The organism is Massilia sp. GCM10023247, assembly GCF_042653325.1.
Classification (GTDB): domain Bacteria; phylum Pseudomonadota; class Gammaproteobacteria; order Burkholderiales; family Burkholderiaceae_D; genus Telluria.
Genome location: NZ_JBHSIB010000024.1, coordinates 94,739 through 121,324, shown reverse-complemented (window position 1 = coordinate 121,324; position 26,586 = coordinate 94,739). Strand labels below are relative to the sequence as shown.

Sequence of the window (26,586 nt, the reverse complement as noted above, 5' to 3'; positions counted from 1 at the left end):
TCCGCGCCAGCCCGCGCTAAGAGGTGTTGGCGGTGTCGAACACGATCAGCTGGGCGCCGGCGCCGAGCGGCACGGCGTACGGATCGCTATGCTCGCCGACGGCGTCGTTGGCGGGGTCGTCGCAATCGCGGCCGGCCTGGTACGGGCGCGGGTCGAGCCAGCGCCACCAGCCCTGCCCGGCCCGGGTGCAGTTCTCGTGGTTGCCGCGTGCGACGACCCAGGGCGCGCCGGCCAGCAGGCTGCGCGCCGGCGTGAAGAAGTCGGCGGCCCAGGCGTCGTAACCGTAACCGTAGGGGCTGCCGGCGCAGCCCGCGCGCCCTTCAGGACACGGGTCTTCGCGATAGTGGTAGTCGCCGACGTGCACCACCAGGTCGGGCTTGAAGGCCGCGGCGCGCGCGGCCACCTGCGCGAACGGGAAGGCTTGCGGGTCGTTGCAGTCCTGGAGTTCGCGTCCCTTGAGGCGGCAGCCGGTATCGCCGATGACGACGATGCGCCGCGCCTCAAGCTTCGGCACCGGCAGCGCCCGCCCGAAGACCGAGGCGCTGGCGGCGCCGGCGGCGATCGGGGCCTCGCAGGTCAGCACGGCGGTGGACGGCGGCGTGTGCGGCTGGCCCGGGCGCGCCGGCACGCTGCCATGCGGCACCCGGACCCGCATCGGCATGGCCCGGTTGTCGACCCACAGCGGTGGGCAGGACCTTGCGGTGGTGATCACGCGCGCGCTTGCCGCGCCGTCCTCGCCGACGAGGACAAAGGCCACGTCGGCAGGCGTGCCCTCGGGCGCGAGGCCGGCGCAGCCGGCCAGCACCAATCCGGACAACAGCGCAGGCAAGAGTGCAGGCAGGCGCCGTGCGGGCGCAGCGGACGGGGACATCGTCATGGAAGGCTCCTTGCAAAAACGCGAATGTAGCACAGCCGTGTGGCCCTGCCGCGCCCCGCCGCTCAGCCAAGCGCGTGCATGACGCGCTTCGGCGTAGGATGGACACCGACAGCGCTTGCATAACGGAGGGGAGCAAGGGATGGGCGAGGTGCCGGTTTGGCTGCAGGCAGGCTTCTGGGGACTGGTCGCGGGCACGGCCTTGCTGCTTGGCGCCGCCGCCGGCTACTGGCTGCAGGTACCGGCGCGCCTCGTTGCGGCGATCATGGCCTTCGGCAGCGGCGTGCTGATTTCTGCCCTGTCCTTCGACCTGATGGACGAAGCCTTGCGCACCGGCGGCTTTCGGGCCACGGCGCTCGGCTTCCTCGGGGGCGCGACCATCTTTACGCTCGCCAACTGGCTGCTGTCGCACCATGGCGCGAAACACCGCAAGCGCTCCTGCGGCTTGCAGCCGAGCGAGGCCGCACATGGCGGCAGCGGCCTGGCGATCGCGGTCGGCGCCCTGCTCGACGGCATTCCCGAATCGATCGTGATCGGCCTGTCGCTGCTGGGCGGCGACAAGGTCAGCCTGGTCGCGGTCTCGGCGATCTTCCTGTCGAACGTGCCGGAAGGGCTGTCGAGCGCGGCCGGGATGAAGAAGGCCGGCCGCAGCGCCGGCTATATCTTCGGCATCTGGGGCGCGATCACCCTCGCCTCCGGCGCCGCGTCGCTGGTGGGTTACACGCTGTTCGAGGGGGTCGCGCCGGGCACGGTGGCGGCGACGACGGCGATCGCGGCCGGCGCGATCCTGGCGATGCTGGTCGACACCATGATTCCCGAAGCCTTCGACGAGGCCCGCGATTTCGCCGGCCTGATCACGGTCGCCGGCTTCCTCGCGGCATTTGCCCTTAGCAAGCTCGGTGGCTGATCGGCGGCGCCGGCGATTCGCGGCACGGGCTGTGCCCGGCCGTCGACTTGCCCTTACAATACGTGCGCCGCTGCGCCAGGCGCGGCACCGTATCGACCATTGAAAGAAGCCCGAATGATAGTCCTGAAGGTCCCGTACGCGGAAAAAGACGAAGCCAAGGCGCTCGGCGCGCGCTGGAATCCCACACGCAAATGCTGGTACGTCCCGGACGGCAAGCCGAGCGAACCGTTCGAGCGCTGGATCGACGCCGGCGCGGCCGGCAAGACCGCCGGCGGCAGCGCCTCCTCGCGCGACGCCTTTGGCGCGAAACCGGTGATCGGATCGAAGTATCTCGAACTGCCGCACGCCTGCAACCCCTTCGAGGAATGCGCCGAGTGCAAGCCCAGGCTGGCCGAAAGCGGCTGGTCGGAGGCGCACCAGGCCGTGCGCAGGCTGCTGGCGGCGCTGTAGGTCTGGTTTGTAGGGTGGACTCCCGAGTCCACCGGTTGGCAGCGGGCTGGTAGCGGGCGACGCTGCTGCGTTGAAGGCTGCTCCTCGTTCACGCGTGGACTCGGGAGTCCACCCTACGCTGTACGCCTTACTTGACCCGCTGCTTTTCGAGCTTCCTCGCCAGCGTGCGGCGGTGCATGCCGAGCCGGCGCGCCGCTTCGGAAATATTGAAATCGGTCTCGGCCAGCACGGCATGGATGTGCTCCCACTCGAGCGTCTTGATCGAGGTCGAGCGATTCGTCACCTCCACCTCGGTGCTGCCGGCCACGTGGCCGAACGCGGCCTCGATGTCGTCGGTGTTGGAGGGCTTGGCCAGGTACTGGCAGGCCCCGAGCTTGATTGCCTCGACCGCCGTGCCGATGCTGGCGAAGCCGGTCAGGACGACGATCAGCATCTCCGGGTCGTGCGCGTGGAGCAACTGCACGCAGGACAGGCCCGACGCATTACCCTTGAGTTTCAGGTCGACCACCGCATAGCCGGGATCGTGCTCCTTGAGGATCTCGGCCGCTTCATCCAGGCCCGGCGCGTGCAGCACCCGGTAGCCGCGCCGCTCGAAGGAGCGGCCGAGGGTGCGGGCAAAGGCTTCGTCGTCCTCGACGATCAGCAGCAGCGGGGCCGCCTCGACGGTATCGACAGTGTCGTCAAGCATGTTCGCCCTCCACCGGCAAGGCGATCGAGCCCAGCGGGATGGTCAGCACGACCTCCGCGCCGCCGTCTTCCCCGGCTTCCGCGCGATTGCGGGCGCTGACTGCGCCCCCGAGGGTGCGCGCGACGTTCACCACCAGGAACAGCCCCACTCCGCCGCCGGCGCGGTTCTTGGTCGACTGGTAGGGCTTGCCGAACTGGGCCAGCATGGCCGGAGCGAAACCGGGGCCGCGGTCGGTCACCACCAGGCGCAGGGTGTCCTCCTCCACGCTGGCCTCGAGCCGCACCCAGTCGGGCGAGCTTTCCAGCGCGTTGTCGAGCAGGTTGTCGATGGTCTGCTTCAGGGCCGAGTCGAAGGCAACCGGCACGTCGTCGGCGATGCCGTTCTCGTATTCGAAATGCGGCGCCTGGCGGCGCTCTTCCCACTCCTCGGCCAGGCCGTCGAGGAAGGTGTGGATGGTCGTGCGCACCGCGGACTCGCCGCGCGCATTGCCGGCCGAGAGCAGGATGCCGCTGACGATGGACTTGCAGCGCAGCAACTGGGTCTGCATCTCGGCGATTTCCTCTGCCAGCAGCGGATTGTCGCGGAAGGCGGGCATGCGCTTCCAGTCGCCCAGGATCACCGACAGGGTCGCCAGCGGCGTGCCGAGTTCGTGGGCGGCGCCGGAGGCGAGCAGGCCCATGCGCACGATATGGTCTTCCTCGGCCGCGCGCTGGCGCAGGTCGGCCAGCTGGGCGGCCTTGGCACGCAGGGTGCCGCTGATGCGAGAAATAAAAATCACCAGCAGCGCGGCATTCAGGGCAAAACAGATCAGCATGCCCTGCACATACAGGCTGGCGATGCCGCGCGCGTGGTCGAAGGGCAGCGCCAGCGGCTGGGCGAAGACGGCCAGCAGGGCCAGGCATATCAAGGTGATCACGACAATGGTCCAGGTCGACCAGGCTTCCAGCAGCACCGCCGAGATAATGATCTGCAGCAGGTAGAGGAAGGCGAAGGGATTGGTGGTGCCGCCCGACAGGTAGAGCAGCACCGTGAGCGTGGCGACGTCCACCAGCAGCGCCATGAACAGCTCGCTGTTGGCGACCGGGCGCCGCTCGTGCCAGCGCAGGTGGCTGGCGATGTTGAAGGCGATCAGGCAGGCCAGCACCTGCAGCATGTGGACCAGCGGCAGGTTGATGTCGAAGATCAGGATCGCGCCGGCGATGGTCGTGACCTGGCCGATGACGGCGATCCAGCGCAGCTCGATGAGCTGCAACATGTTCTTGTGCCCGGCCGCGTATTCGACGTTTGCCTCGGCGGCGGATGCCGCCGAAGGCGCTATTCTTGTTAACAGATCAAGCTTTACTGCCATTGTCCTTTGCCCTGGTGGCGCCACGGGGACCGGAGCGCGCAACGAACCACCACGCCCCGATCACCATCAAAGCCAGAGCATACCAAGTGATGGCATAGACGAGGTGATTGTTTTGGAAGGAAATGACGGTCAGGCCGCCGACCGGCGCCTCGGGCGCGCCAGCCGGGTCCTGCCCGCGCCTGGCGTCGACAAAGAACGGCGCGACCTGGTCCAGCCCGCGCGCGGCGGCGATCGCCGCGACGTCGCGCGAGAACCAACGGTTGTTCGCCGGGTCATTTTCTCGGAGGAAGCCTCCGCCCGGCTCCGTGATGCGCAACAGGCCGGTCAGGCTGTGCGCAGGGCCCGCGGCGGCGCAGGGATTGCCCTCGGCACGACGGGCCGGATAGCGCGCACGCGCATCAGGCGCGGAAACGAAGCCGCGGTTGACCAGCACGATCGTGCCTTCGGTGGTGCATAGCGGCGTCAGCAGCCAGAAGCCGGCGCCGAGTTCGGAAACGGCCTGCACCGGCGTGGTGTATTCGTAGAGGAAGTGTCCGGCCAGGCGTACGTGCCGGTATTCGTCGGTGTCGCGTGACACCTGCCCCCAGCGCGCGGCCGGGGGACTAGGGGCGGGAGCCGCGTTCACGCGCGACTCCACGCGTTCGATCAGGGCCAGTTTCCATTGCAGGCGTTGCACCTGCCAGGTCCCCAGCCCCGCGAACAGCACGATCAGCAGCAGGGCAATGATTGCCAGGATGACTTTGGCAACGCTGCGTGGGCGCCCCGTCGCCAGGGCGGCTCCTGCCGGATCGTGCCGGTCCATCATGGCATGTCGTGCGAGCCGTGACCCGTGACTGCGGCCGCGTCGCCCATGCCACCCATCATGTTGGTGTTCATGTGGTACATGACCCAGATCGAGCCGGCCAGGATGATGCCCAGCAGGACGAGCGTCAGGATCAGCGCCATCATGTTCCAGCCGCCCTCGGACTTCGAGTTCATGTGCAGGAAGTACACCATGTGCACGACCAGCTGGACGCCGGCGAAACCGAGGATGACGGTGCGGGTCAGGCTGGGGTCGAGCACGTTGCCCATGACCAGCCAGAACGGAATCACCGTCAGGATCACGGCCAGCACGAAGCCGGTCGTGTAGTCCTTCAGGCTGTAATGCACGCCCGGCTCATCGTGATGATCGTGGCCGTGGTCGTGGCCGTGAAGCGCGTGGTTGTGATCGCTCATGGCAGCACTCCCATCAGGTAAACAAAGGTGAACACGAAGATCCAGACGACGTCCAGGAAGTGCCAGAACAGCGACAGGCACGACAGGCGGCGCATGTTTTCCGCGGTCAGGCCGTGTTTCGGCAGCTGGAACATCAGCGTGGTCAGCCACACGATACCGAACAGCACGTGCAGGCCGTGGGTGCCGACCAGCGAGAAGAAGGCCGTCAGGAAGGCGCTGCGCGCAGGACCGGCACCCTGGTGGATCAGGTGGTAGAACTCATAGATCTCGAGCGCCAGGAAGCAGACGCCCAGCACGCCCGTGATGCCCAGCCAGAGCTGGGTCTTGGCCAGGTTTTTCGCCTGGGCCGAGATCATCGCGAAGCCGAAGGTGATCGACGACACCAGCAGGAAGGCCGTGTTGATGGCCACCAGCGAGAGGTCGAACAGTTCGGCGCCCGATGGGCCGCCGGCGTAGTTGCGGCCCAAAACGGCATAGGTCGCAAACAGGCTGGCGAAGATGAGGCAGTCGCTCATCAGGTAGATCCAGAACCCCAGCAGCGTGCCGTTCTGGGGGTGGTGTTCGCGCACGTGGTAGCGCGCGCCCGTGTCGGCGCCGACGGCGCCGCCTTGGGTAGTCAGAGTAGCGTTAATGTTAGACATAGCTTTCCAGCAGTTTAGTACGGGCATTCTCGGTACGGGTCACTTCTTCCGCCGGAATGTAGTAGTCGCGCTTGTAGTTGAACGTGTGGGCAATGATTGCCACCATCATCGCGAAGAACGAGATGCCGACCAGCAGCCACATGTGCCAGATGATCGCGAAACCCAGCACCATCGAGATCGCCGAGATCACGAAACCAGCCCAGGTGTTCTTCGGCATGTGGATCGCGACGAAATCGTGCAGCGGACGCTTCCAGCCGTTCTTCTTCATGTCGGCGAAGGTGTCGTTGTCGTACACCACCGGCGTGAACGCGAAGTTGTAGTCAGGCGGCGGCGACGAGGTCGCCCACTCCAGCGTACGGCCATCCCATGGATCGCCGGTGACGTCGACGTTTTTCTTGCGGTCGCGCCAGCTGGTGTAGATCTGCATCATCAGGGCCGCGATACCGCCGGCGATCATCAGCGTGCCGATAAAGGCGATGACGAACAGCGGCTGCAGCTCGGGGTCCTGGAAGTGGCTCGAGCGGCGGGTGACGCCCATGAAGCCCAGGATATAGCCCGGCGTGAAGGCGACCCAGAAACCGATCGACCACAGCCAGAACGAGACCTTGCCCCAGAACTGGTTGAGCTTGAAGCCGAACATCTTCGGGAACCAGTAGTTGAAACCAGCGAACAGGCCGAACAGCACGCCGCCGATGATCACGTTGTGGAAGTGCGAGGTCAGGAACAGCGAGTTGTGCAGCACGAAGTCGGCCGCCGGGATCGCCAGCATCACGCCGGTCATGCCGCCGATGGTGAAGGTCAGCATGAACGACACGGTCCACATCATCGGCAGTTCGTAGCGGATACGGCCGCGGTACATCGTAAACAGCCAGTTGAAGATCTTGGCCCCGGTCGGGATCGAGATGATCATGGTCGTGATGCCGAAGAACGCGTTGACACTCGCCCCCGAACCCATGGTGAAGAAGTGGTGCAGCCACACCAGGTAGGACAGGATCATGATGACGACGGTCGCATACACCATCGAGGTGTAGCCGAACAGGCGCTTGCCCGAGAAGGTCGAGACGACTTCCGAGAAGATGCCGAAGGCCGGCAGGATCAGGATGTACACCTCCGGGTGGCCCCAGATCCAGATCAGGTTCACGTACAGCATGGCGTTACCGCCCTTGTCGTTCGTGAAGAAGTTGGTGTCGAACAGGCGGTCCATGCCCAGCATGGCCAGGGTCGCGGTCAGGATCGGGAACGACATCACGATCAGGATGTTGGTGCACAGCGAGGTCCAGGTGAAGACTGGCATCTTCATCAGGTCCATGCCCGGCGCGCGCATCTTGACGATGGTGACGATCAGGTTCACGCCGGACAGCAGGGTACCGACACCGGCGATCTGCAAGGCCCATATGTAATAGTCGACGCCGACACCCGGACTGGCCAGGATGCCCGACAGCGGCGGGAAGGCCAGCCAGCCGGTACGCGCGAACTCACCGACGAACAGCGAAGCCATGACCAGCACGGCGCCCATGGTCGTCATCCAGAACGAGAAGTTGTTCAGGAACGGGAAGGCCACGTCGCGGGCGCCGATCTGCAGCGGCACGACATAGTTCATCAGGCCCGTCACGAACGGCATCGCCACGAAGAAGATCATGATCACGCCGTGGGCGGTGAAGATCTGGTCGTAGTGGTGCGGCGGCAGGAAGCCGGCCGTATCGCCGAAGGCGATCGCCTGCTGGGCGCGCATCATGAGCGCGTCGGCGAAGCCGCGCAGGAACATCACGAGGCCCAGGATCATGTACATGATGCCGATTTTCTTGTGGTCGATACTGGTAATCCAGTCGCGCCACAAGGTGCCCCACAGGCGGAAGTAGGAGATGAGCCCGACCAGGGCCACACCGCCGACCACGACGCCTACGAAGGTAGCGAGCAGGATCGGATCATGGAGGGGAATCGCATCCCAGCTGAGCCGTCCGAAGATAAGCTTCGTCAAGTCAAGAGAGTCTTGCATGGTTACTTCTTCACAGAATGATTATGGGTTTCGCCGGCTTCCGCTTCCGCTTTGGCTTCCACCACCTGCGGCTGGGCGCCCTGCGCCGACTGCTTCGCCTCATGGTGCTTGCGCACGCGCTGGGCATCCTGCGCCATCGTCTGGTGCATGCAGGTTGCGCCTTCGGCCACGCAGCGGTTCAGGATCGCCATGTACAGGGTCGGATCGACGCTGCCGTAGTGGCGGACAGGCTCTTTCTCGGAAGGCTTTTCCAGGGTCAGGTAGTCGGCGCGGCCCAGGCTGTTGCCGCTGGACTTGACCTTGGCCACCCAGGCGTCGAAGTCGGCCGCGGTGGTGCCGTGGTAGGCGAACTTCATGTGCGAGAAACCGTCCCCGCTGAAGTTGGCCGACATGCCCTTGTACTGGCCCGGCTTGTTGATCACCGCGTTCAGGGTCGTCTCCATGGCGGGCATCGTGTAGATCATGCCGGCGAGGGTCGGAATGTAGAACGTGTTCATCACGGTCGACGAGGTCATCTTGAAGCGGATCGGGGTGTCGATCGGCGTCACCAGCTCATTGACCGTCGCGATGCCCTGCTCCGGATAGATGAACAGCCACTTCCAGTCGAGCGAGACGACCTGCACTTCGAGCACCTTCGTGCCTGCCGGGATCGGACGATTCTCGTCGAGCCGGTCGAGCGGACGATACGGGTCGAGCTTGTGGGTGCTGACCCAGGTGATCAGGCCCAGCACGATGATGATCAACAGGGGCGCGCCCCAGATGACCAGCTCGAGCTTGGTCGAGTGATCCCAGTCGGGTTCGTACCGCGCGTTGGCGCCCTTGCGGTACTTCCACGCGAAAACAACGGTCAGGATCATCACCGGAACGATGATGATCAACATCAGCCAGACCGACACTCGGATGAGGTCGGCTTGCTGCCTTGCGATATCGCCGGCTGCGTTCATCGTCACCGTATTACAGCCGGACAGCGCTGCAAGCAGGAGGAGTGAAAGCCCGGGACGGACTATTTTTGGAATCATGCTAAGTATCTAACGTTACATGGGAATGAGAACATGCTACTGTAATGCCATCGGCCTCCGCTGCACATTGGACGTTTTGTCCCACCCTTGCCCAGGCCAGGGGAATTCGGCGGCCGGCGACCTACCTGGAGACGAAGATTATGCAAAGCTCGACGACGTACGGCGGCGCTGGTGCCGCTCCTGTAACCGCTCCCCACAGCGGGGCCCGCAACATCAATGCCCGGGACGGCCACATCTCCCCGGGTGAAATCGCAGTCGGCGTGGTCATCGGCCGCGCCTCCGAATATTTCGACTTCTTCGTCTACGCCATCGCCTCGGTGCTGGTTTTCCCGTCGGTATTCTTCCCATGGGCAGACCGGCTCGAGGGCACACTCTACTCCTTTACCATTTTTGCGTTCGCCTTTATCGCGCGCCCCCTCGGCACGATCGTCTTCATGAAGATCCAGCAGCGATTCTCAAGGGAAATTAAACTGACCATCGCGCTGTTCCTGCTCGGCACGGCCACGGTCACCATTTCCTTCCTGCCGACCTATTCCCAGATCGGCTCCCTGGCGATCGTCCTGCTGGCACTGATGCGCATCGCCCAGGGCGTGGCCCAGGGCGGCTCCTGGGACGGCCTGCCGTCGCTGCTGGCCCTGAACGCACCCGAGCACAAGCGCGGCTGGTACGCGATGCTCGGCCAGCTGGCCGCTCCGCTCGGCTTCCTGATCGCCGCCGGCCTGTTCGCCTTCCTGCTCGACAACCTGCAGGGCGACGACTTCCTGGTCTGGGGCTGGCGCTATCCGTTCTTCGTCGCCTTTGCGATCAACGTCGTCGCCCTGTTCGCCCGTCTGCGCCTGGTGTCGACTTCCGAGTACTCGCACCTGCTCGACTGCCACGAGCTGGATCCAGCCCCGGTCGGCGAGCTGATGCGCGAACAGGGTTCGAACGTCGTCATCGGCGCGCTCGCCGCCCTGGCCAGCTATGCCCTGTTCCACCTGGTGACCGTGTTCCCTTTGTCGTGGATGCAACTCTACGACACCCGCCCGATCAGCGAGTTCCTCGGTATCCAGATGTGGGGGGCCGCCGTGGCCGCCGTTTGCATCCTGATTTCCGGCCTGGTGGCCGACAAGGTCGGCCGCCGCACCACGCTCGGCACGCTGGCCGCCCTGATCGCCATATTCTCGGCCTTCGTGCCGATGCTGATCGACGGCGGCGAAGCGGGCCAGAACGCCTTCGTCCTGATCGGTTTCGGCCTGCTCGGCCTGTCCTACGGCCAGGCTGCCGGCGCCGTGACCTCGAACTTCCAGTCGCGCTTCCGCTACACCGGCGCGGCGCTGACCTCGGACCTGGCCTGGCTGGTCGGCGCGGCTTTTGCCCCGCTGGTCGCCCTCGGCCTGTCGGCCCACTTCGGCCTCGGTTATGTCAGCCTCTACCTGCTGTCGGGCGCCGTCGGCTCGCTGGCTGCGCTGAGCCTGAACCGCAAGCTGGAGATCAAGGACTAACATCCGGAGGGCTCGCGCCCTCCCCCTTGCTCCACGCGGCCATGGCCAGCACGTACCACCCCAGGAATCCGGTCGAACCTCCAGTTCGGCCGGATTTTTACGTTTTTAGAGTTGTCCAAGAGCGCCTGACCAAATTGTCATGGCAAGGCGCTGCGCCGAAGACCGTACGCGGGTACGGCGAGGCGCGGCAACGCGGCCATGGCGGTTTTGTCGGGCGCTCTCAATGTATTTGACCGTATGGGTGTCCCATGACACGCAAACTTCTCGTCACCATCCCCGCAGGCAGCGCCGGGCTCGAAGGCATGCTCGAACTGCCGGCGACGCCGATCGGCATGGTTCTCTTCGCGCACGGTAGCGGCAGCGGCCGCTTCAGCCCGCGCAACAATAGCGTCGCCGCCGAACTGCGCGCGGCCGGCATCGGTACCCTGCTGCTCGACCTGCTCACCCTCGAAGAGGATGCCGCCGACCGCAGCCGCTTCGACATCGACCTGCTTGCCGCGCGGCTGCACGCGGCGGCAACCTGGCTCGGCACCGAACCGCTTACCGCTCCCCTGCCCCTGGGCCTGTTCGGCGCCAGCACCGGCGCCGCCGCCGCGCTGCGCCTGGCCGCGGACGACGGCACCGGGATCGCCGCCGTCGTCTCGCGCGGCGGCCGCCCCGACCTGGCCGGCGCCGCGCTGGCGCAGGTAATCGCGCCGACGCTGTTGATCGTCGGCGGCGAGGATGGGGTGGTCATCGACCTGAACCGGCAGGCCTTCGACGCCCTGCGCTGTGAAAAGGCGCTGGAGATCGTGCCCGGGGCCGGGCATTTGTTCGAGGAGCCGGGCACGCTGGCGCAGGTGGCGGTGCTGGCGGCGAACTGGTTCGTAAGGCACTTCGAGCCGTAGCGTGGGCACTTGTGCCCACGCGGTTTACGGGGTGCGTTGCGGGTTCGTAGCGGGTGCGTTGCGGATGCGTTGCGGGGGTGCGGGCTTTACGCGTGGGCGGAGCCCACCCTACGCCAGGGCCGTATCGAGCACCGTCATCAGGATGAAGCCGAACACCAGCGCGATCGTCGCCGAGGTCTCGTTGCCGTTCAGGCGCATTTCGGGAATCACGTCGTGCACGATCACGAACAGCATCGCGCCGCCCGCCGCGGCGAGGGCGATCGGCAGCATGCCGGCGGAAATGCCGATCAGCGCCACCCCGAAGGCGGCCGCCAGCGGTTCGACCAGGCCCGACAGGACGCCGAGGCCGACCGCCGTCAGGCGGCTGTAGCCGACCGTGCGCAGCGCCAGCGCCACCACAAGGCCCTCGGGCACGTCCTGGATCGACACGCCGGTCATCAGCGAGTGGGCCTTTTCGATGTCGATGCCGGCATACGCGACCCCGATCGCCAGTCCTTCCGGCACGTTGTGCAGGCCTACCGCGGTGACGAACATCCAGGCGCGGCGCAGCGAACTGGCGCCGGCACTTTTTTCGAGGACCTCGGCCGGCTCGATCGCGCGGCCCATCAGGAGGATGACGCCGGCGCCGGCCATGATGCCCACGCCTGCCTGCAGGCTCGCTTCCCACGGGCCGGCGCCCGCCGCGCGGGCCGCGGCCAGCGCCGGGATGACGAGCGAAAACGCCGTCGCACCCAGCATGACGCCGGCGCCGAAGCCGAGGAAGCAGTCGTAGGTGCGCTTCGAGAAATTCTGTGAGAACAGGATCGGCAAGGTACCGAGCGCCGTGGCCGCGGCCGCCGTCCCGCCGCCCAGCAGGGCGGCATGCATCTTCGGGTTCGCATTCATGAGCTGCTCGGCCAGGCTGCCGAGCAATAACATGCAGCCGACCGAGCAGATCAGGAGGCCGATCAGGCGCCGTACCGTCAGCGCGCGCAGGAAGGCGCCGCCCCAGCCGAGTTTGCGTGTTTCAGAGTCCATCCACTATCCTTTCTGGGCGCCGGGCCGGGAACCCGAACACCCCGCTCGCGGGCGGGGTGTCGTGGCCAGGCAAGATGCTGGCAAGCTTATACCTGGCTGGCGGCGCGGCGCGCACTACCGCGCGGCAGGCGCCGGGCCAGCAAGCCGCAGGCCTGGTTTACGGCTTGCTGACTGCCGAGGCGCCCTTCGGCGTGGATGGGTCGAGGCCGAGCTCGGCGCCGGTCTGCGGGTCCGTGCCCGGGTCGGATACGGTGCGCGTCTGCATCTGCTTGAGGACCTTGATCTGGTCCGCCGGCAGCTTCACTTCGGCATCGCCGGAACCGCCGTCGACCGCCATCTGCTTCTCGCGGTCGGTGACGAAGTCCCACTGCGGCCCCTGGTTCCACGGCCCGCGCATTTCGCCCTCGCCCTGCGACATATTGAAGTAGACGCTGGAGAAGCGCGGGTCGACCGGCATTTTGCCTGGAGGGAAATTCGACTCCATCGAGTACAGCGCCTTCTCGAAGGACTTCTGGTGCGCCACTTCACGCGTCATCAGGAAGCCCAGGGCTTCCTTCACGCCCGGATCGTCGGTCAGCGCAATCAGGCGCTCGTAGACGATCTTCGCACGCGCTTCGGCGGCGATGTTCGAGCGCAGGTCGGCGCTCGGTTCGGTGATCGAGTCGATATAGGCGGCCGTCCACGGCACGCCGGCCGAGTTGACCAGCGGCGTGCCGGCGCCGTACAGCACCTGGGTCACGTGGCTGTCGTTGCCGGCGCCGGTGATCTTGCGGTACATCTCGGCCTCGGTATCGACGGCCTCGGCCAGGTCGCCCTTGGCACCCTTGTTGAGCATGGCGACGATGTGGCCGATCACCTCGAGGTGGCTGAGCTCCTCGGTGGCGATGTCCATCAGCATGTCCTTGCGGCCTGGATCGTCTTCCGATACGGCCTGGGTGAAGTAGCGCATGGCGGCGGCGAGCTCGCCCTGCGGGCCGCCGAACTGTTCCAGCATCAGGTTGGCCAGACCGGGGTTCGGTCCGCTGACGCGGACGGTATATTGCAGGCGTTTGTTGTGTGCAAACATTCCGACTCCTCCGATAGATTAAACCTAAGCGTCCATGCGAGTGCATGCAACGCCCATCCAAAACGGCTGCGCGGCAGCTGCCGCCAGTCGAACATGGGCCCATCTTGGCAGTGATGGGTTAGCAAGTAATCAGTAGCGTCGCCGTATTTTTGTAGGACTTCGGTGACAAAGCGTTAAAGCGCGTTAAGTCATTTCCCGGAAGATTTCTATATCCCCGGAACTACTTTCGGTCACTCAATATTTATTAGGATCGATTCGGTAACGGGGCACAAGCAGGCTTGCCATTCACTAACTATCAACACGGCAGCCGGGCGCCTGCCTCCTCCCCCGCAGCGATGCCGCGCGGTGTCGGCTGACACGGGCTTGCGATGCATTCCTACTTCGTGCACCCAGCAGCGGGGCTAGGATGTTGGTCAATCGTCAATACGGAGGGATGCCAAATGTTTTCCATGAACCAACTGAGCCCGACCATCACCGACATGATCCGCTTCGATCACTCGCATGTGATGGTGACCTTCCACCAGTACACCAAGGACAAGGCACCCAGCGTCAAGAAGGCGCTGGCCGACACGATCTGCACCGCGCTGGAGATCCACGCCACGCTCGAAGAAGAAATCTTTTATCCGGTGATGCGCCAGCTCGACAAAGGCGAGCCCTTCATCCACAAGGCCGAGCCGGAACACAACGACATGCGCCGCATGATCGCCGAACTGCGCCGCACCAGCGGTTCCGACCCGCGCCACGACAAGCTGCTGCTGGAATTGATGCGCGACGTGATCCACCACGTGGCCGACGAGGAAACCACCCTGCTGCCGCAGGCGGAAATGCTGATGACCAAGGCGCGCCTGTCGGAACTCGGTTCGCAAATGACCAAGCGCCGCATGGAACTGGTGGCCCCGAAAGCCGGCAAGCTGGCCAAGAGCCATGCGGTCGGCTTCTCGGGCAGCACCACGGCAATGGTGGTGGGCGTGGCCAGCGCCCTGTTCGCGGTGCGTCACCTGGTCAAGAAGCCGGGCGGCGCCTCGGGCCACACCAAGACCTGGGCCAACGCCAACTCGATGCCGCACAGCAGCTGAGAGAGTGACGGCGCCTGCCGGCTCAGCCCAGCAGGCGCATTACCAGCGGCACCAGCCACGGCGCCAGCAGCGCCGTGAGGATGCCGTTCAGTCCCATGCCGAGACCGGCAAAGGCCCCCATTTCGAGGCTGACCTGGAAGGCGCGCGCGGTGCCGATGCCATGCGCCGCCACGCCCAGGGCAAAGCCGCGCGCGGCCGGCGAGCCGATCTTCATCGCATTGAACAGGAAGCGCGCCGTGACGGCGCCGAAGATCCCGGTGCCGATCACCAGCACGGCGGTCAGCGCCGGCACGCCGGCGAGCCGTTCCGAGACCGCCATCGCGATCGGCGTCGTGGCCGACTTCGGGCCGACGGTGCGCGCCAACGCGGGCGAACCGCCCAGCAGCATCACCACCGCCACCGCGCTGACGATCGCCGTCACGCTTCCCGACACCAGCGCGCACAGCAGGGGCACCGCCGCGCGCCGCATGCGCGGCAGCTGGCGCGCGAGCGGCACCGCCAGCGCCACCGTCGCCGGGCCGAGCAGGAAGTGGACGAACTGGGCGCCGGCGAAATAGCGCTGGTAGGACATGCCGCTCGCCAGCAGCACCAGGCTGACCAGCAGGATGGCGATCGCCACCGGATTGGCGAGCGGCGAATAGTCGAAGCGGGCGTAGACGGCCTGCGCCAGCAGATACGCGCACAGGGTCAGCGTCAGGCCCGCCAGCGGCGAGGCCGACAGGTAGACCCAGAAATGGCCGAGGCTAGCCAGGTCCGGCATCGCCGTCTTGCTCCGCGTCGGCCGGGAGCTTGCGCAAGATGAGGGCCGTGACGGCCAGGGTCAGCAGGGTCGAGACGACCAGCGAGGCAAGGATCGCCAGCCAGTGCCCGCTGCCGCTGCCCGCGGCCGCGACGATGCCGACGCCGGCCGGCACGAAGAGCAGCGACAAGTGCCGCAGCAACTCGTTGGCTGCCGCCTCGATGCGCTCCTGCAAGCCGGGGAAGGCGAGCAGCGCCGCGAACAGCAGCACCATCCCCACCACCGGGCCCGGCACGGGCAGCCCGAGCAGGAAGACGATGCCTTCGCCGAGGCACTGGAACAGCAGCAGGATCGCGAATGCGGCTAGCAAGCGTTGTCCTCCGGTAGGGTGGGCTCCGCCCACGCGTGAAGCGTGATCGACCAGCGGCCTGGCGATCGGCCGGGCAGTTGGCGGCGCATGCGTTACGCGTGGGGGGAGCCCACCCTACGTTTACGCGACTTCGGCGGTTTTGCCGATGGCGCCGCGCTTGACCTGGTCGCGCTCGATCGATTCGAACAGCGCCTTGAAGTTGCCCTCTCCGAAACCATCGTCGCCCTTGCGCTGGATGAACTCGAAGAACACCGGTCCGAGCTGGGTTTCCGAGAAGATCTGCAGCAGCAGGCGCGGCTTGCCGTCGACCACCGAGCCGTCGAGCAGCAGGCCGCGGGCCTGGAGTTCGGCCGGGTTCTCGCCGTGGCCCGGGATGCGGCCCTCCAGCATCTCGTAATAGGTCGCAGGCGGGGCGCTCATCAGGGGCACGCCGGCGGCGCGCAAGCGGTCCACCGTCGAGACCAGGTCGTCGGTCAGCAGCGCGATGTGCTGGATGCCTTCGCCGTTGAACTGCATCAGGAATTCCTCGATCTGGCCGCCGCCGGCCTTGCCCTCTTCGTTCAGCGGAATCCGGATCTTGCCGTCCGGCGCCGTCATCGCCTTCGAGGTCAGGCCGGTGTACTCGCCCTTGATGTCGAAGTAGCGGATCTCGCGGAAGTTGAACAGTTTCTCGTAGAAGCCGGCCCAGAAGGCCATGCGGCCCCGATAAACGTTGTGGGTCAGGTGGTCGATGATCTGCAGGCCATGGCCGGCCGGGCGGCGTTCGACGCCTTCGATGAATTCGAAATCGATGTCATAAATCGACTTGCCGTCTTCGAAACGGTCGATCAGGTACAGCGGCGCACCGCCGATGCCCTTGATGGCGGGCAGGCGCAGTTCCATCGGGCCGGTCGGGATCTCGATCGCCTGGGCGCCCAGTTCCAGCGCGCGCTTGTAGGCCTTGTGCGAATCCTTGACGCGGAAGGCCATGCCGCAGGCCGACGGGCCGTGCTCGGCGGCGAAATAGGCGGCATAGCTCTTCGGCTCGTTGTTGATGATGAAGTTGATTTCTCCCTGGCGGTACAGGGTCACGTCCTTCGAGCGGTGCACTGCGACCTTGGTAAAGCCCAGCTTTTCGAAGATCGGCTCCAGCACGCCCGGCGTCGGCGACGCGAACTCGACGAATTCGAAGCCCATCAGGCCCATTGGATTCTCAAACAGGTCAGCCATGTTGTTTTCCTTTTGATGCTAAGTAATCTCCTCCAGCCGGCAGGCCGCCGGATAAGGCGGCAGGCCGGGCGGAACCGTGCGGCGGGCATGATCGGCCCGCCGACAAGCATGCGCCAGCCGCGCGCGTACAGGCTCGCGCGGCGGCGGCAACGACGGCAATCATACGCCACCCGGGCCGCCTGCTCTTCCAAAAAAAGATGCCGAATCGGCATGCTCGGGGCGCAGGATACCGAGTTTCCGGCCCGGCAGGAAGCCGGATTTGCATGGCGCCGGCGTGCGCGGACGGGTGCAAACGCAGTGCTATGCCGGCTTTTTGACAAAGGCCTCGGCCACCAGATTCCTCAGCCAGGCGTTGCCCGGGTCCTGGTTGTAGCGCCGGTGCCAGAACATGTTCGTCTGCAGGGGCGGCAGCGCCAGCGGCGGCGTGATCCAGGCCAGCCCGAAGGGCGGGCCGGCACGTTCGGCCAGCTTTTGGGGCACCGTCACCACCAGGTCGCTGCTGCTGACGATATACGGCACGGCCGTGAAATGCGGCACCCGGAACCGGGTCGACGCGCCGACGCCCGCCTTCTCCAGCAGCTGGTTGATGCGGTCGTAGGGGCTGTCCTGGGAGTCGACCAGCAGGTGCTCGGCGGCGGCGAAGCGCGCCAGGTCGACCTTGCCGCTGGTGAGCGGATGGCCGCGCCGCATCATGCTGACATAGGGCTGGCGGAACAGCAGGCGCTGGTAGAGCGCCTCGGAAATATCCTCGAAGGGGCCGATCGCCAGGTCCACGCGCCCGCTCTCCATTTCTTCCTTGAGCGCGATGCTGCCGGCCCGCACCGAACTGAGCTGGAGACCTGGCGCCGCCACCCGGCAGCGCTCGATCAGGGCCGGCATGAAGTGCAGCTCGCCGACATCGGTCATCGCGATCGTGAAGCGCCGCGTGCTGGCGGCGGGATCGAACACGCTGCGCTGGTTCAGGGCCAGCGCCACCTGCGCCAGCGCCGCCCCGACCGGCCCCGCCAGCCCCTCGGCGAAGGGCGTCGGCTGCATGCCCTGCCCGGTGCGCACGAACAGCTCGTCGCCGAACAGGCGCCGCAGCCGCGCCAGGGCATTGCTGACGGCCGACTGGGTCAGGTCGAGCCGGCGCGCCGCGCTGGATATCTGACGTTCGCGGTAGACTTCCTGGAACACCGCCAGCAGGTTGAGGTCGATGGTATGGGGCTCGATCACGGGCGCTCCTGATATTGATATGGTAAATAGTCTACATTTATCTATTCACGTCGTAAAACACCAACGCCTCACTTAGAGTGCGCTCTGACGCTTTGAAATCGCCAACCAGAGGAATGCGCATGACCCAGCACATCGGAACGGAGACCGCTTACCAGTCCGGCTTCGGCAACGAATTCGCCACCGAAGCCTTGCCGGGCGCCCTGCCGCAGCATCGCAATTCGCCCCAGCGGGTCGCCTACGGCCTGTATGCCGAGCAACTGTCCGGCACCGCCTTCACGGCCCCGCGCGCGCACAACCGCCGCTCCTGGCTGTACCGCATCCGGCCCGCCGCCATGCACGGCCCCTTCCGCCAGATCGACGGCGGCCGCATCGTCGGCAATTTCGCGGCAGTCGCGCCGCCGCCGGACCAGATGCGCTGGAGCCCGCTGCCCTTCCCCGAAGCGCCGACCGATTTCGTCGACGGCTGGGTGACCATGGCCGGCAACGGCTCGGCCGAAGCGATGGCCGGCTGCGCGATCCACCTGTACGCCGCCAACGCGTCGATGACCGACCGCTTCTTCTACTCAAGCGACGGCGAACTCCTGATCGTGCCCCAGCAGGGCCGGCTCGAGATCGCCACCGAACTGGGCACGATCGACCTCGAACCGCAGGAAATCGCCGTCATTCCGCGCGGGATCCGTTTCCAGGTGCGCCTGCCGGACGGCCAGGCGCGCGGCTACATCTGCGAGAACTTCGGCGCCCTGCTGCGCCTGCCCGACCTGGGCCCGATCGGCTCGAACGGCCTGGCCAACCCGCGCGACTTCCTGACCCCGGTGGCGAAATACGAGCAACGCGAAGGCGCCTTCAGGCTGGTCGCCAAGTTCTGCGGCAACCTGTGGGAAGCCGAGATCGGCCACTCGCCGCTCGACGTCGTTGCCTGGCACGGCAACTACGCGCCCTATAAATACGACCTGCGCCACTTCAACACCATCGGCTCGATCAGCTACGACCATCCGGACCCGTCGATCTTCCTGGTGCTGCAGTCGCCCTCGGACACCCCGGGCGTGGACACCCTCGACTTCGTGATCTTCCCGCCGCGCTGGCTGGCCGCCGAAGACAGCTTCCGTCCGCCCTGGTTCCACCGCAACGTCGCCAGCGAGTTCATGGGCCTGGTGCACGGCGCCTACGACGCCAAGGCCGAGGGTTTCGTCCCGGGCGGCGCCAGCCTGCACAACTGCATGAGCGGCCACGGCCCGGATGCGGCCACCTTCGAAAAAGCCAGCAGCGCCGACACCAGCAAGCCCGCCAAGGTCGCCGACACGATGGCCTTCATGTTCGAGACCCGCACCGTGCTGTGCCCGACCGTGCACGCGCTGGCTTCGCCCCTGCGCCAGGCCGGCTACCACGACTGCTGGGCCGGCATCCGCAAGAATTTCAAGCCGGTGCCGTAAGCGGGGGCCCGAGCATGGCGCACCAGGCGATCCTGACGTTTTCGACCCCGGGCCGCGGCACCCAGGACATCACGGCCGAGGTAGCGAGGGTAGTCGGCGCCTCCGGCGTGGACTGCGGCCTGGTCCAGGTCTTCGTGCAGCACACGAGCTGTTCGCTGACGATCACGGAAAACGCCGACCCGGACGTGCGGCGCGACCTCGACACCGTGCTGGCGCGCCTGGCGCCCGACGGCGATCCGGCCTACCGGCACGACGATGAAGGCCCGGACGACATGGCCGCCCACGTGCGCAACGTGCTGACCGATACCGGCATCACGGTGCCGGTCGGCGGCGGGCGCCTGCTGCTGGGCACCTGGCAAGGGATTTATCTGTGGGAGCACCGCACGGCGCCGCACCGGCGCCGGGTGGTGGTGACGGTGATTGGGTGAGCCTTTGAGCAACTGAGCGGGGCCGAAAGGGGCTGGCGAATGTGCCGCTCCGCGCCGGCAGGCACGACGCAGCGGTCCTTGACGCACGATTGCGACTGGAACGCTGCGGCGCCTTGCACCATCGCTCAGGGAATAGCGATTGCGGCGTTACCCGGGCCAGGGCAACCTGTCATGCCCGGCCCCCCGACCTCGCCGTACTCGGAGATCGTCAACCCGAACCGGTCGCCGTTGGTATTGGTAGACAGCCAGGCCATGGCGCGGCTCTGGCCTGCGACGGCAATCTGCTTTTCGGTGTTGTTCAGTCCGGTGTAGACGGCACGCCACTCACCGCTCGTGCTGTCGCCTATGCGCTGCAGGTTGCCGGCACCACCAGGCACATTGTCGACACGGCCACCGCTGGTATCGGCACGAATGTCGCGCCGCCCGATACGGGTCGTCGTGAAGTCCGGATTGATGATGCGCTGCTCCATGAACCGCAATGGCAGCGGGACTCCGTTGTCCATTGCGCTGCCGGTCACCCGTACCTCGGTGGTGTTGGTGTTGATGTTGGTAGCGAGGAACGCGGGTTTCACGACCTTCGCATCGATCACCCGCTGCGTCTGACCGCCAAAAAAGGCGCCGTTCTGGACAGTAAACACATCGATGAGGTCGCCGGCAGCGATGTCCGGCGTTTGCCCAGTCCAGCATACGCCGCCAGGATGGTTGACTTCGAATACGCCGCCCCTGGGGACGATGCCGCGCGCCGTGCCGACCACCGGTGTGGCGCTGGTTCCCCTGCGAACGACGACCTGCAATTCGGCGCCTGCAGGAAATCCCTCGACCGAGAGGAAGTCACGTTCCGGGAACACGGTGACATCTTTCAGCGACGGCTGGTTCGCCGAAAAACCGGCGTCGAGCAAAGAAGCAGGGTTGTAGGAGACGGGAGGAGTCGGTGGCGTCGATGCAACGACGCCGCCGGGTCCAGCCGGGCATCCCCCCATGCCCGGGCCGCCGACTTCGCCGACCTCATAGATGGTCATACCAAGCCGGTCGCCGGCCGCGGTAGTCTGTTGCCACCCCATGATCCGCGTTTGTCCCGAGACCACCAGTTGCCGCTCATCCTCGTTCAAGCCCCTGAAGGTGGCGGTAAAAGCCGTTCCGGTTGCCGTATCGTAGGCAAGCGTTCCACTGGTACCCGCGATTGGCTTGCCGTCAAGGCCGTCGATGCGACCACCGATGCTGTCGGCGCGGATGTCCCGCTTTCCGAGTCGGATATTCGGTGAATCAGAGGTTTCAGTAATGATGATCCGGGCTTCGAGCCGGTTCAAGGGAATGCGCGCGCCACTGGACAGCACGGCCTTGCCTTTGATCACCACAGTACCGGCCTGGAGGTCCTCGTAGGCTTGCGTCGCCGTGACGTTCTGCGTATTCGTCGCCGCACCGGAGTCCTTGATGGGCGGGGGCACGAGGAGCCGGTTGTTGTTGGTATCCCGGTAGGTCACCCGGATCGTGTCGCCTGCCGTAATGTCTGGCGTAATCGTCCTCCAGCAGATGCCGCCCGGGTGGTTCACTTCGATCGCCCCCGTCGAACTTGTGCGCCCGACGGCGTCGCTGACCACCTCGCCGCGGCGCACCTGGATCAGCACGTCGGCGTTCTTGGCAAAGCCCTCGATCGACGTGAAGTCGCGCATTGGGAAGACAGTGATATCCATCGGCAACAGCGGCGGATTATTGATCGTTTGCGCCGATGCCATGGCCGATGCGAGGAGCGTCAAGGCCGCAGCAAGCTTGGCCGGTAGCACGCCAGGTGCGCGCTTTCTATCGCCGGAAAATGCATCAGGTATGCCTGCCGTGCCGGCTTCCGCAAGACGTTGGATTTCGTCGTTGGTTTTCATCGCTAGCTCCATCCCTCATTGAACACATCCATATGCGACCGGTTTGCCGGTCGCTTGACTGGTTTTCATTTGTGTACTCCGCAGGTAAGTGACCTGGTATGCAAATTTCTCCATCTGCCCCCCATGAAATTGTTCGATCAAGTGCGTGAGCTGTGCGCCGTGCGCCGCGCGCGGCACGGGGCACGGCAGCGCTTCCCGGGTTGTGGACCGCTACGCCGTCTTCAAGCCATCTCCCGGATGGTCCGGACAATCTGGTGGGTCGCGGATAATGCCGGCACCATGCACCACCGCTCGATCCTGTCGTTACCAATGCTGAGCATGCCCGTATGCCGGGCGAGGTCCGCATCGACGGCAGGATCGGTATCGTAGAAGCCGAGCTTGCGGCGCACGGCTTCCATATTCGATCGCGTGCCGGTCAGGAATGTCCAGCCGGGGCCGATGCCATAGCGCTTCATGTAAGCACGTAATGCTGATGGCGAATCGAGCTCGGGCAGGAGACTGAGCGACACCATATGGATATCGCGTCCGATGCGCTCCTCCAGCGCTTCCTGAACCTTGAGCAGACTGGCAGTGTTGACAGGACAGGTGCTGGTGCAGGCCGTGTACATCATGTTGACGACCACCAGCTTGTTGTGAATGATGTCCTCGTAAAACCTGCGCCGTTTGCCTTCGTGATCGATAAATTCGGTGTTGGTAAAGTATTCTTCACGCGGGTCTGCCGCCGGACGCCGCTTCGATTCCCACGCCGTCGATGTGGCTGAAACCGCCGAAGTCGCGGCGCTGGCCAACAGCGTGAGTAATGTCGCTCTTCTTGAATTCATGTTCTCTCTCCCTGGACAAGCATTTCGGCATGCTCGATGCCGCATTCAGGCAACCACATCCCAGCGCACCATCATTGCGTGGTCTTCATGGGTCAAGTTATGGCAATGCATCATGTATTTTCCGGTGTAGTCCCTGAATTTCATGACCAGCCGCAGTTCCTCGTTCGGTCCGATCACATACACATCCTTGCGTCCGCGTTCGTGCGGGGGCGGGGCGACGCCGTTCCTCGATAAAATGCGTCCTTCCTCGAAGTGGATATGGATCGGATGCGACCAGTCTCCTTTTCCCCGTAATACCCAGAGTTCCTGGCTGCCGAGGCGAGGCTTGGCCGAGACCCGCAAGACGTCGAACAGTTTGCCGTTCACGGTCCAGCCGCCATTGCTGCGGTCAAACTCCCAGACCCGCCTGGGCAATTGCTTGATTTCTTCAGGCGTGGGCAGCGGCGGCAGTTCCCGCAATACCGGAGGCACCCGGCTGACGTCCGGCACGGGCGGATCGCCTTTGACATCGAAACGCAGGATTTGCGTGCCGGGGTTCAAAATATTCCCGCTCGGCCCACGACCGCTGGTCTGCTCGAGCTTATTTACAAGGAAGAGTTTTGTGCCGGCCGGATAGTCCTTGAAGTCGATGACGATATCGGCCCGCTCGGCTGGCGCCAGGCGAATCTTCTTCATCGCCAGCGGCGCGGGGAGCAGGTTTCCATCGTTGCCGATGTAGGTAAAAGTCTGATTCACCCCGCCCGAGGTCAAATAGAATTCGTAGAAGCGCGAAGGACCGCCGTCGAGCAGGCGGAACCGGTATTTGCGCCGCTCCACTTCGAAATAGGGCTGGATTTTTCCGTTGACACAGAACTTGTCTCCGAGTATCCCGTCGGAATTAAAGGAATCGAAAACCATTATCCCTTTTGAATTGAACTGCTTGTCGTGAAACACAAGCGGTATGTCGTATTTCCCGACCCCGCTCGGCAGGCATAATGCCTTTCCAGGGTCATCGTTTTCATTGCCCGAATCGAGTTCGTCGAAAAGGAGATAGAATCCGCTCAAGCCCCGGTATACGTTCGGGCCGGTGAAATCGAGCCGGTGGTCGTGATACCAAAGGGTTCCCAGTGCCTCGCGCGGATCGCCATGAGTTTCGTAATATTCGTCATAACCGGCCAGGCAATTCGCATACAGGTGATCCTTGTATTTTCCCGGTCCGGTCATCGTAGGACCCGCTTTCAGCGGGCTGTAATAATCCCCCGTAAAGCCGTCGCTTTCCGATCCACTATGCAGGTTATGCAGGTGCGTGCTGATCTCCGGCGATCCGTATCCGATATGGTTCTGCGGAAGATTGTTATGAATACGAGCGATGACCGGCTCGCCGTATTTCGCCACGAAGGTCGGACCGGGAAAAATCCCGTCATAACCCCAGATCGCTTGCGTCGGCAACTCCTTGTGAAACGAATGCAGGGCCTGGCGCACGTCGAGTTCGTAGAATTTATTTGCCGGAAAGTCGGCCCAACGTTGGTGGTCCGGGCGCCCACACTCCTCGCCTGCCGCCGCTGGATACGGCGGCGGACTCAAGGCGTCAACCGGCCGTTTCGGCAGGTAGACCGGCAGGGGCTCGACGAATGGCGTCGTGCGCGGACTGACGACATCGGCCGCCGAGGCCGGAGCGGAAGCCATTTTTGCAGCGAGCAGGCCGGAACCGGCTGCCACAATGCTCCCCTTGAGCAGGTCTCTGCGACCCGCGGAAACGCCTTCTGGTCTGATTTTGGACATAATAAGTCCTCCTAAACGAACAGGAATTGAAAGACAAGGATCGATGTGAACGCTTTGAAATGAACAAAGCGCTGCCCGCCTCCCCGATCTCTGCGGGCAGGCCATGGAATTATTAGGTCGTTGACTGTCTCTATCGCACCATCAAAAACATGACATCCCGATTTATTATGTATGCCGCCGCTCGTCCAGGCACGATGCCGTGCCACAACATTTCATCGGACGATGAAGTCGACCAAGGACGAAGCGAGCGCCGCCGATTTGTTCAAGATGTTTCCTGTTTTTGAATCGACGGTCAAGGAAATCAGCGAAAGTTTTTTTACTTTCTGTTTTTCAAAGCAGCTTAATAAAAATAAAATTTCTTGAGATGAATGAGTTTTGGAACTTGATTAGACAAGAAGTCGATCCGAGGGCGGACAAAATACGCTCTCGATCTGATCCGAGGAAAGGACTGTATCCTTTATATCCAAGTACTTACGCAGATAAAGGGATTTACGGAAAAAGTTTCATTAACAAAACTGCTGTGCAAATGAAATATATTTGCCATACCAACAGCCCGAAGGCGTGGCAGATGCGCTGCTTGTTGGGTTGCTGCGGTGCGACATCGGTCGCGACGGGGACACACAGTGCAGCCAACTTCAGCTTTGTCGGGCGCACTGCTCACGCCTGTCGCGTAAGCACAGCCCCAAGGCCTGCCCTTAATTGCGGATAGCCGCTGCTCGCCTACGCTAAGACATACTAAACGGACCGGTTGCCGCATCCGCGGCGGCCGTTCCGGCTGCGGCAAGGGGCATGTCGGCCGGCGCCGGCCGACGCTCGGCGCGCCGCACAATCAGCGCCACCGCCTCGGCCACGCCATCCTCCTCGCGCATCCCTGCCCCGATTTCCTGCGCCCGTGCCGTCATCGCGGGCGTCGCCAGCACCTGCCGGATGCGCCTGGCGAGACCGGCCGCGCTCAGGCTGCGCCGCCTTGCGAGCCTGCCGGTGATGCCCAGGCGGCGCAGTTCGCTGGCCCAGTGTTCCTGCTCGCTGATGTGGGCGACGATCACCGAGGGCTTGCCGGCCAGCGTCGCCGCCTGGGTTGTGCCGGCGCCGCCGTGGTGCACGATGGCGCGGCAGCGCGGGAAGATGGCCTGGTGCGGCGACATGGCGACGTAGCAGATCTGGGCGTCGGACGCAAAGCCGCAGTCGGCGGCGGCATCGCTCTGGATGATGGCGCGGCAGCCGGCCAGCCGGGCGGCCTGGGTCAACAGCTGCAAGGTCCGGGTCTGGCCGGCGCGGTCCTTCGGCATCCAGCTGCCGAAAGTCATGTAGACCGGCGCCTCGCCGGCGTCGAGGAAGGCCGCCAGCGCGGCCGGCACCTCGCCCTCGATGGCGAGTTGCGGCGTGTCGAGGAAGCCGCAGACCCGGATGGCAGCCGGCCAGTCGGGCTGGGCGTGGCAGATGCGCGGGCTGACCGCGGCCAGCGTGAGGTAGTCCGACAGCCAGACCTGGCGCACCATGTCGTGCACCGGTGCCATGCCTAGCTGGCGCCGCAAGCGGTTCGGATACGGCAGCAGTACGCGGTCGAGCATGCCGCACACCAGCCGCCATAGCAGCCGATGCACGGTCTTGCCCAGTGCCACGTTGCCGAACGGATGATTGAACGCGCTCGGGATACCCGCATGCGACAACAGGACGCTGACATAGGGCCGGCCCGCCTCCTGCGCGGCGATCTGCAGCGGATGCATGAAGTAGTGGCCGATCAGGAGGTCCGACTCGCGGCTCAACTGCCGCGCCGCCTCGAACATCCGGTCCTCGACCGGCGCGTAGGCCTGGCGCAGCAGGGTCGCCATCTGGGCCACGGGGTTCCACATGGCGTAGGCGATGCGGCTGAATTCTTCGGCCCGGGACGGCTCGACGACGGGCGAGGCCAGCAGGCTGATGCGCAGGCCATGGGGCGACACGTGGTGGCGGTAGGCATCGCTGTCGACGCTGGTGATCACCAGGTGGACCTCGTTGCCGGCCGCCTGCAGCCCTTCCGCCAGGGCCAGCATGGGCCGGATGTCGCCGTGGCTGCCCCAGACTTGCATTC

The 26,586-nt window shown here is 64.9% G+C and carries 25 protein-coding genes; 7 read left to right on the top strand and 18 right to left on the bottom strand.

The window, feature by feature from the left end:
• Positions 1 to 16: 16 nt before the first annotated feature.
• On the bottom strand, positions 17 to 877 hold the full coding sequence (locus ACFPAH_RS19730) for a metallophosphoesterase (RefSeq protein WP_379748722.1): 861 nt from the start codon (positions 875 to 877) through the stop codon (positions 17 to 19).
• A gap of 139 nt (positions 878 to 1,016) precedes the next feature.
• Here ACFPAH_RS19730 and ACFPAH_RS19725 point away from each other — a divergent pair, with 139 nt between their 5' ends.
• Together ACFPAH_RS19725 and ACFPAH_RS19720 are read left to right on the top strand one after the other, a co-directional pair.
• Positions 1,017 to 1,781: a ZIP family metal transporter gene (locus ACFPAH_RS19725; RefSeq protein ID WP_379748720.1), complete on the top strand. Its 765-nt coding sequence runs from the start codon at positions 1,017 to 1,019 to the stop codon at positions 1,779 to 1,781.
• A 114-nt stretch (positions 1,782 to 1,895) separates the two neighbouring features.
• Positions 1,896 to 2,231, top strand: coding sequence for a DUF5710 domain-containing protein (locus ACFPAH_RS19720; RefSeq protein ID WP_379748718.1), 336 nt, complete (start codon positions 1,896 to 1,898; stop codon positions 2,229 to 2,231).
• Between the two features lie 127 nt (positions 2,232 to 2,358).
• On the opposite strand, the gene ACFPAH_RS19715 is transcribed toward ACFPAH_RS19720, so the two are convergent.
• Genes ACFPAH_RS19715 through cyoA form a run of 7 tightly spaced genes read right to left on the bottom strand, consistent with a single transcriptional unit; the run spans position 2,359 to position 9,138 of the window.
• Entirely contained in the window at positions 2,359 to 2,919 is a 561-nt protein-coding gene (locus ACFPAH_RS19715; protein WP_379748716.1) for a response regulator transcription factor, read from the bottom strand.
• Entirely contained in the window at positions 2,912 to 4,267 is a 1,356-nt protein-coding gene (locus ACFPAH_RS19710; protein ID WP_379748714.1) for an ATP-binding protein, read from the bottom strand. Before ACFPAH_RS19710 ends, ACFPAH_RS19715 begins: the two co-directional genes overlap by 8 nt.
• Positions 4,251 to 5,072 (bottom strand): SURF1 family protein, encoded by an 822-nt coding sequence (locus tag ACFPAH_RS19705; protein ID WP_379748712.1) that lies wholly within the window; start codon positions 5,070 to 5,072, stop codon positions 4,251 to 4,253. The genes ACFPAH_RS19710 and ACFPAH_RS19705 overlap by 17 nt, the downstream gene beginning before the upstream one ends.
• Positions 5,069 to 5,482: a cytochrome o ubiquinol oxidase subunit IV gene (gene cyoD, locus ACFPAH_RS19700; RefSeq protein WP_379748710.1), complete on the bottom strand. Its 414-nt coding sequence runs from the start codon at positions 5,480 to 5,482 to the stop codon at positions 5,069 to 5,071. Before cyoD ends, ACFPAH_RS19705 begins: the two co-directional genes overlap by 4 nt.
• Positions 5,479 to 6,123, bottom strand: coding sequence for a cytochrome o ubiquinol oxidase subunit III (gene cyoC / locus ACFPAH_RS19695; protein WP_379748708.1), 645 nt, complete (start codon positions 6,121 to 6,123; stop codon positions 5,479 to 5,481). The genes cyoD and cyoC overlap by 4 nt, the downstream gene beginning before the upstream one ends.
• Entirely contained in the window at positions 6,116 to 8,119 is a 2,004-nt protein-coding gene (cyoB, locus tag ACFPAH_RS19690) for a cytochrome o ubiquinol oxidase subunit I (RefSeq protein WP_379748705.1), read from the bottom strand. The genes cyoC and cyoB overlap by 8 nt, the downstream gene beginning before the upstream one ends.
• Before the next feature lie 2 nt (positions 8,120 to 8,121).
• A complete protein-coding gene (cyoA, locus tag ACFPAH_RS19685; protein WP_379748703.1) occupies positions 8,122 to 9,138 on the bottom strand; it encodes a ubiquinol oxidase subunit II in 1,017 nt (338 codons plus the stop codon).
• Positions 9,139 to 9,278: 140 nt separating this feature from the next.
• On the opposite strand from cyoA, the gene ACFPAH_RS19680 reads away from it, so the two are divergent.
• Together ACFPAH_RS19680 and ACFPAH_RS19675 are read left to right on the top strand one after the other, a co-directional pair.
• Positions 9,279 to 10,622, top strand: a complete 1,344-nt coding sequence (locus ACFPAH_RS19680) for an MFS transporter (protein WP_379748701.1) — start codon at positions 9,279 to 9,281, stop codon at positions 10,620 to 10,622.
• A 248-nt stretch (positions 10,623 to 10,870) separates the two neighbouring features.
• Positions 10,871 to 11,509: a dienelactone hydrolase family protein gene (locus ACFPAH_RS19675; protein ID WP_379748699.1), complete on the top strand. Its 639-nt coding sequence runs from the start codon at positions 10,871 to 10,873 to the stop codon at positions 11,507 to 11,509.
• A gap of 108 nt (positions 11,510 to 11,617) precedes the next feature.
• Here ACFPAH_RS19675 and ACFPAH_RS19670 read toward each other — a convergent pair whose 3' ends face one another.
• On the bottom strand, positions 11,618 to 12,526 hold the full coding sequence (locus ACFPAH_RS19670) for a ZIP family metal transporter (RefSeq protein ID WP_379748697.1): 909 nt from the start codon (positions 12,524 to 12,526) through the stop codon (positions 11,618 to 11,620).
• Between the two features lie 157 nt (positions 12,527 to 12,683).
• The gene (locus ACFPAH_RS19665; RefSeq protein ID WP_379748695.1) at positions 12,684 to 13,592 is read right to left on the bottom strand and encodes a manganese catalase family protein; all 909 of its coding nucleotides are present in this window, start codon (positions 13,590 to 13,592) and stop codon (positions 12,684 to 12,686) included.
• A gap of 449 nt (positions 13,593 to 14,041) precedes the next feature.
• Here ACFPAH_RS19665 and ACFPAH_RS19660 point away from each other — a divergent pair, with 449 nt between their 5' ends.
• Positions 14,042 to 14,668: a hemerythrin domain-containing protein gene (locus tag ACFPAH_RS19660; RefSeq protein ID WP_379748692.1), complete on the top strand. Its 627-nt coding sequence runs from the start codon at positions 14,042 to 14,044 to the stop codon at positions 14,666 to 14,668.
• A 22-nt stretch (positions 14,669 to 14,690) separates the two neighbouring features.
• On the opposite strand, the gene ACFPAH_RS19655 is transcribed toward ACFPAH_RS19660, so the two are convergent.
• The 4 genes from ACFPAH_RS19655 to ACFPAH_RS19640 all read right to left on the bottom strand — a co-directional run bounded on the left by ACFPAH_RS19655 (position 14,691) and on the right by ACFPAH_RS19640 (position 18,201).
• Complete coding sequence (locus ACFPAH_RS19655) at positions 14,691 to 15,428, bottom strand: LrgB family protein (protein WP_379748690.1); 738 nt, start codon at positions 15,426 to 15,428, stop codon at positions 14,691 to 14,693.
• Positions 15,412 to 15,777, bottom strand: a complete 366-nt coding sequence (locus tag ACFPAH_RS19650; RefSeq protein WP_379748688.1) for a CidA/LrgA family protein — start codon at positions 15,775 to 15,777, stop codon at positions 15,412 to 15,414. The genes ACFPAH_RS19655 and ACFPAH_RS19650 overlap by 17 nt, the downstream gene beginning before the upstream one ends.
• A gap of 120 nt (positions 15,778 to 15,897) precedes the next feature.
• On the bottom strand, positions 15,898 to 16,986 hold the full coding sequence (hppD, locus tag ACFPAH_RS19645) for a 4-hydroxyphenylpyruvate dioxygenase (protein ID WP_379748686.1): 1,089 nt from the start codon (positions 16,984 to 16,986) through the stop codon (positions 15,898 to 15,900).
• A gap of 300 nt (positions 16,987 to 17,286) precedes the next feature.
• On the bottom strand, positions 17,287 to 18,201 hold the full coding sequence (locus tag ACFPAH_RS19640) for a LysR family transcriptional regulator (RefSeq protein WP_379748684.1): 915 nt from the start codon (positions 18,199 to 18,201) through the stop codon (positions 17,287 to 17,289).
• Positions 18,202 to 18,320: 119 nt separating this feature from the next.
• Here ACFPAH_RS19640 and hmgA point away from each other — a divergent pair, with 119 nt between their 5' ends.
• Positions 18,321 to 19,631 (top strand): homogentisate 1,2-dioxygenase, encoded by a 1,311-nt coding sequence (gene hmgA, locus ACFPAH_RS19635; protein WP_379748682.1) that lies wholly within the window; start codon positions 18,321 to 18,323, stop codon positions 19,629 to 19,631.
• 14 nt (positions 19,632 to 19,645) lie between these two features.
• Positions 19,646 to 20,059 carry a secondary thiamine-phosphate synthase enzyme YjbQ gene (locus ACFPAH_RS19630; RefSeq protein WP_379748680.1) on the top strand — a complete coding sequence of 138 codons (414 nt, stop codon included), beginning with the start codon at positions 19,646 to 19,648 and terminating at the stop codon, positions 20,057 to 20,059.
• 125 nt (positions 20,060 to 20,184) lie between these two features.
• Here the strand turns inward: ACFPAH_RS19630 and ACFPAH_RS19625 are convergent, their stop codons facing one another.
• From ACFPAH_RS19625 to ACFPAH_RS19610, 4 genes are all read right to left on the bottom strand, one after another.
• Positions 20,185 to 21,933, bottom strand: a complete 1,749-nt coding sequence (locus ACFPAH_RS19625; RefSeq protein WP_379748678.1) for a hypothetical protein — start codon at positions 21,931 to 21,933, stop codon at positions 20,185 to 20,187.
• A 221-nt stretch (positions 21,934 to 22,154) separates the two neighbouring features.
• Positions 22,155 to 22,754, bottom strand: a complete 600-nt coding sequence (locus tag ACFPAH_RS19620) for an SCO family protein (RefSeq protein WP_379748676.1) — start codon at positions 22,752 to 22,754, stop codon at positions 22,155 to 22,157.
• Positions 22,755 to 22,799: 45 nt separating this feature from the next.
• Entirely contained in the window at positions 22,800 to 24,515 is a 1,716-nt protein-coding gene (locus ACFPAH_RS19615) for a multicopper oxidase family protein (protein ID WP_379748674.1), read from the bottom strand.
• A gap of 725 nt (positions 24,516 to 25,240) precedes the next feature.
• A complete protein-coding gene (locus ACFPAH_RS19610) occupies positions 25,241 to 26,584 on the bottom strand; it encodes a glycosyltransferase (RefSeq protein WP_379748672.1) in 1,344 nt (447 codons plus the stop codon).
• Between the last annotated feature and the right edge of the window lie 2 nt (positions 26,585 to 26,586).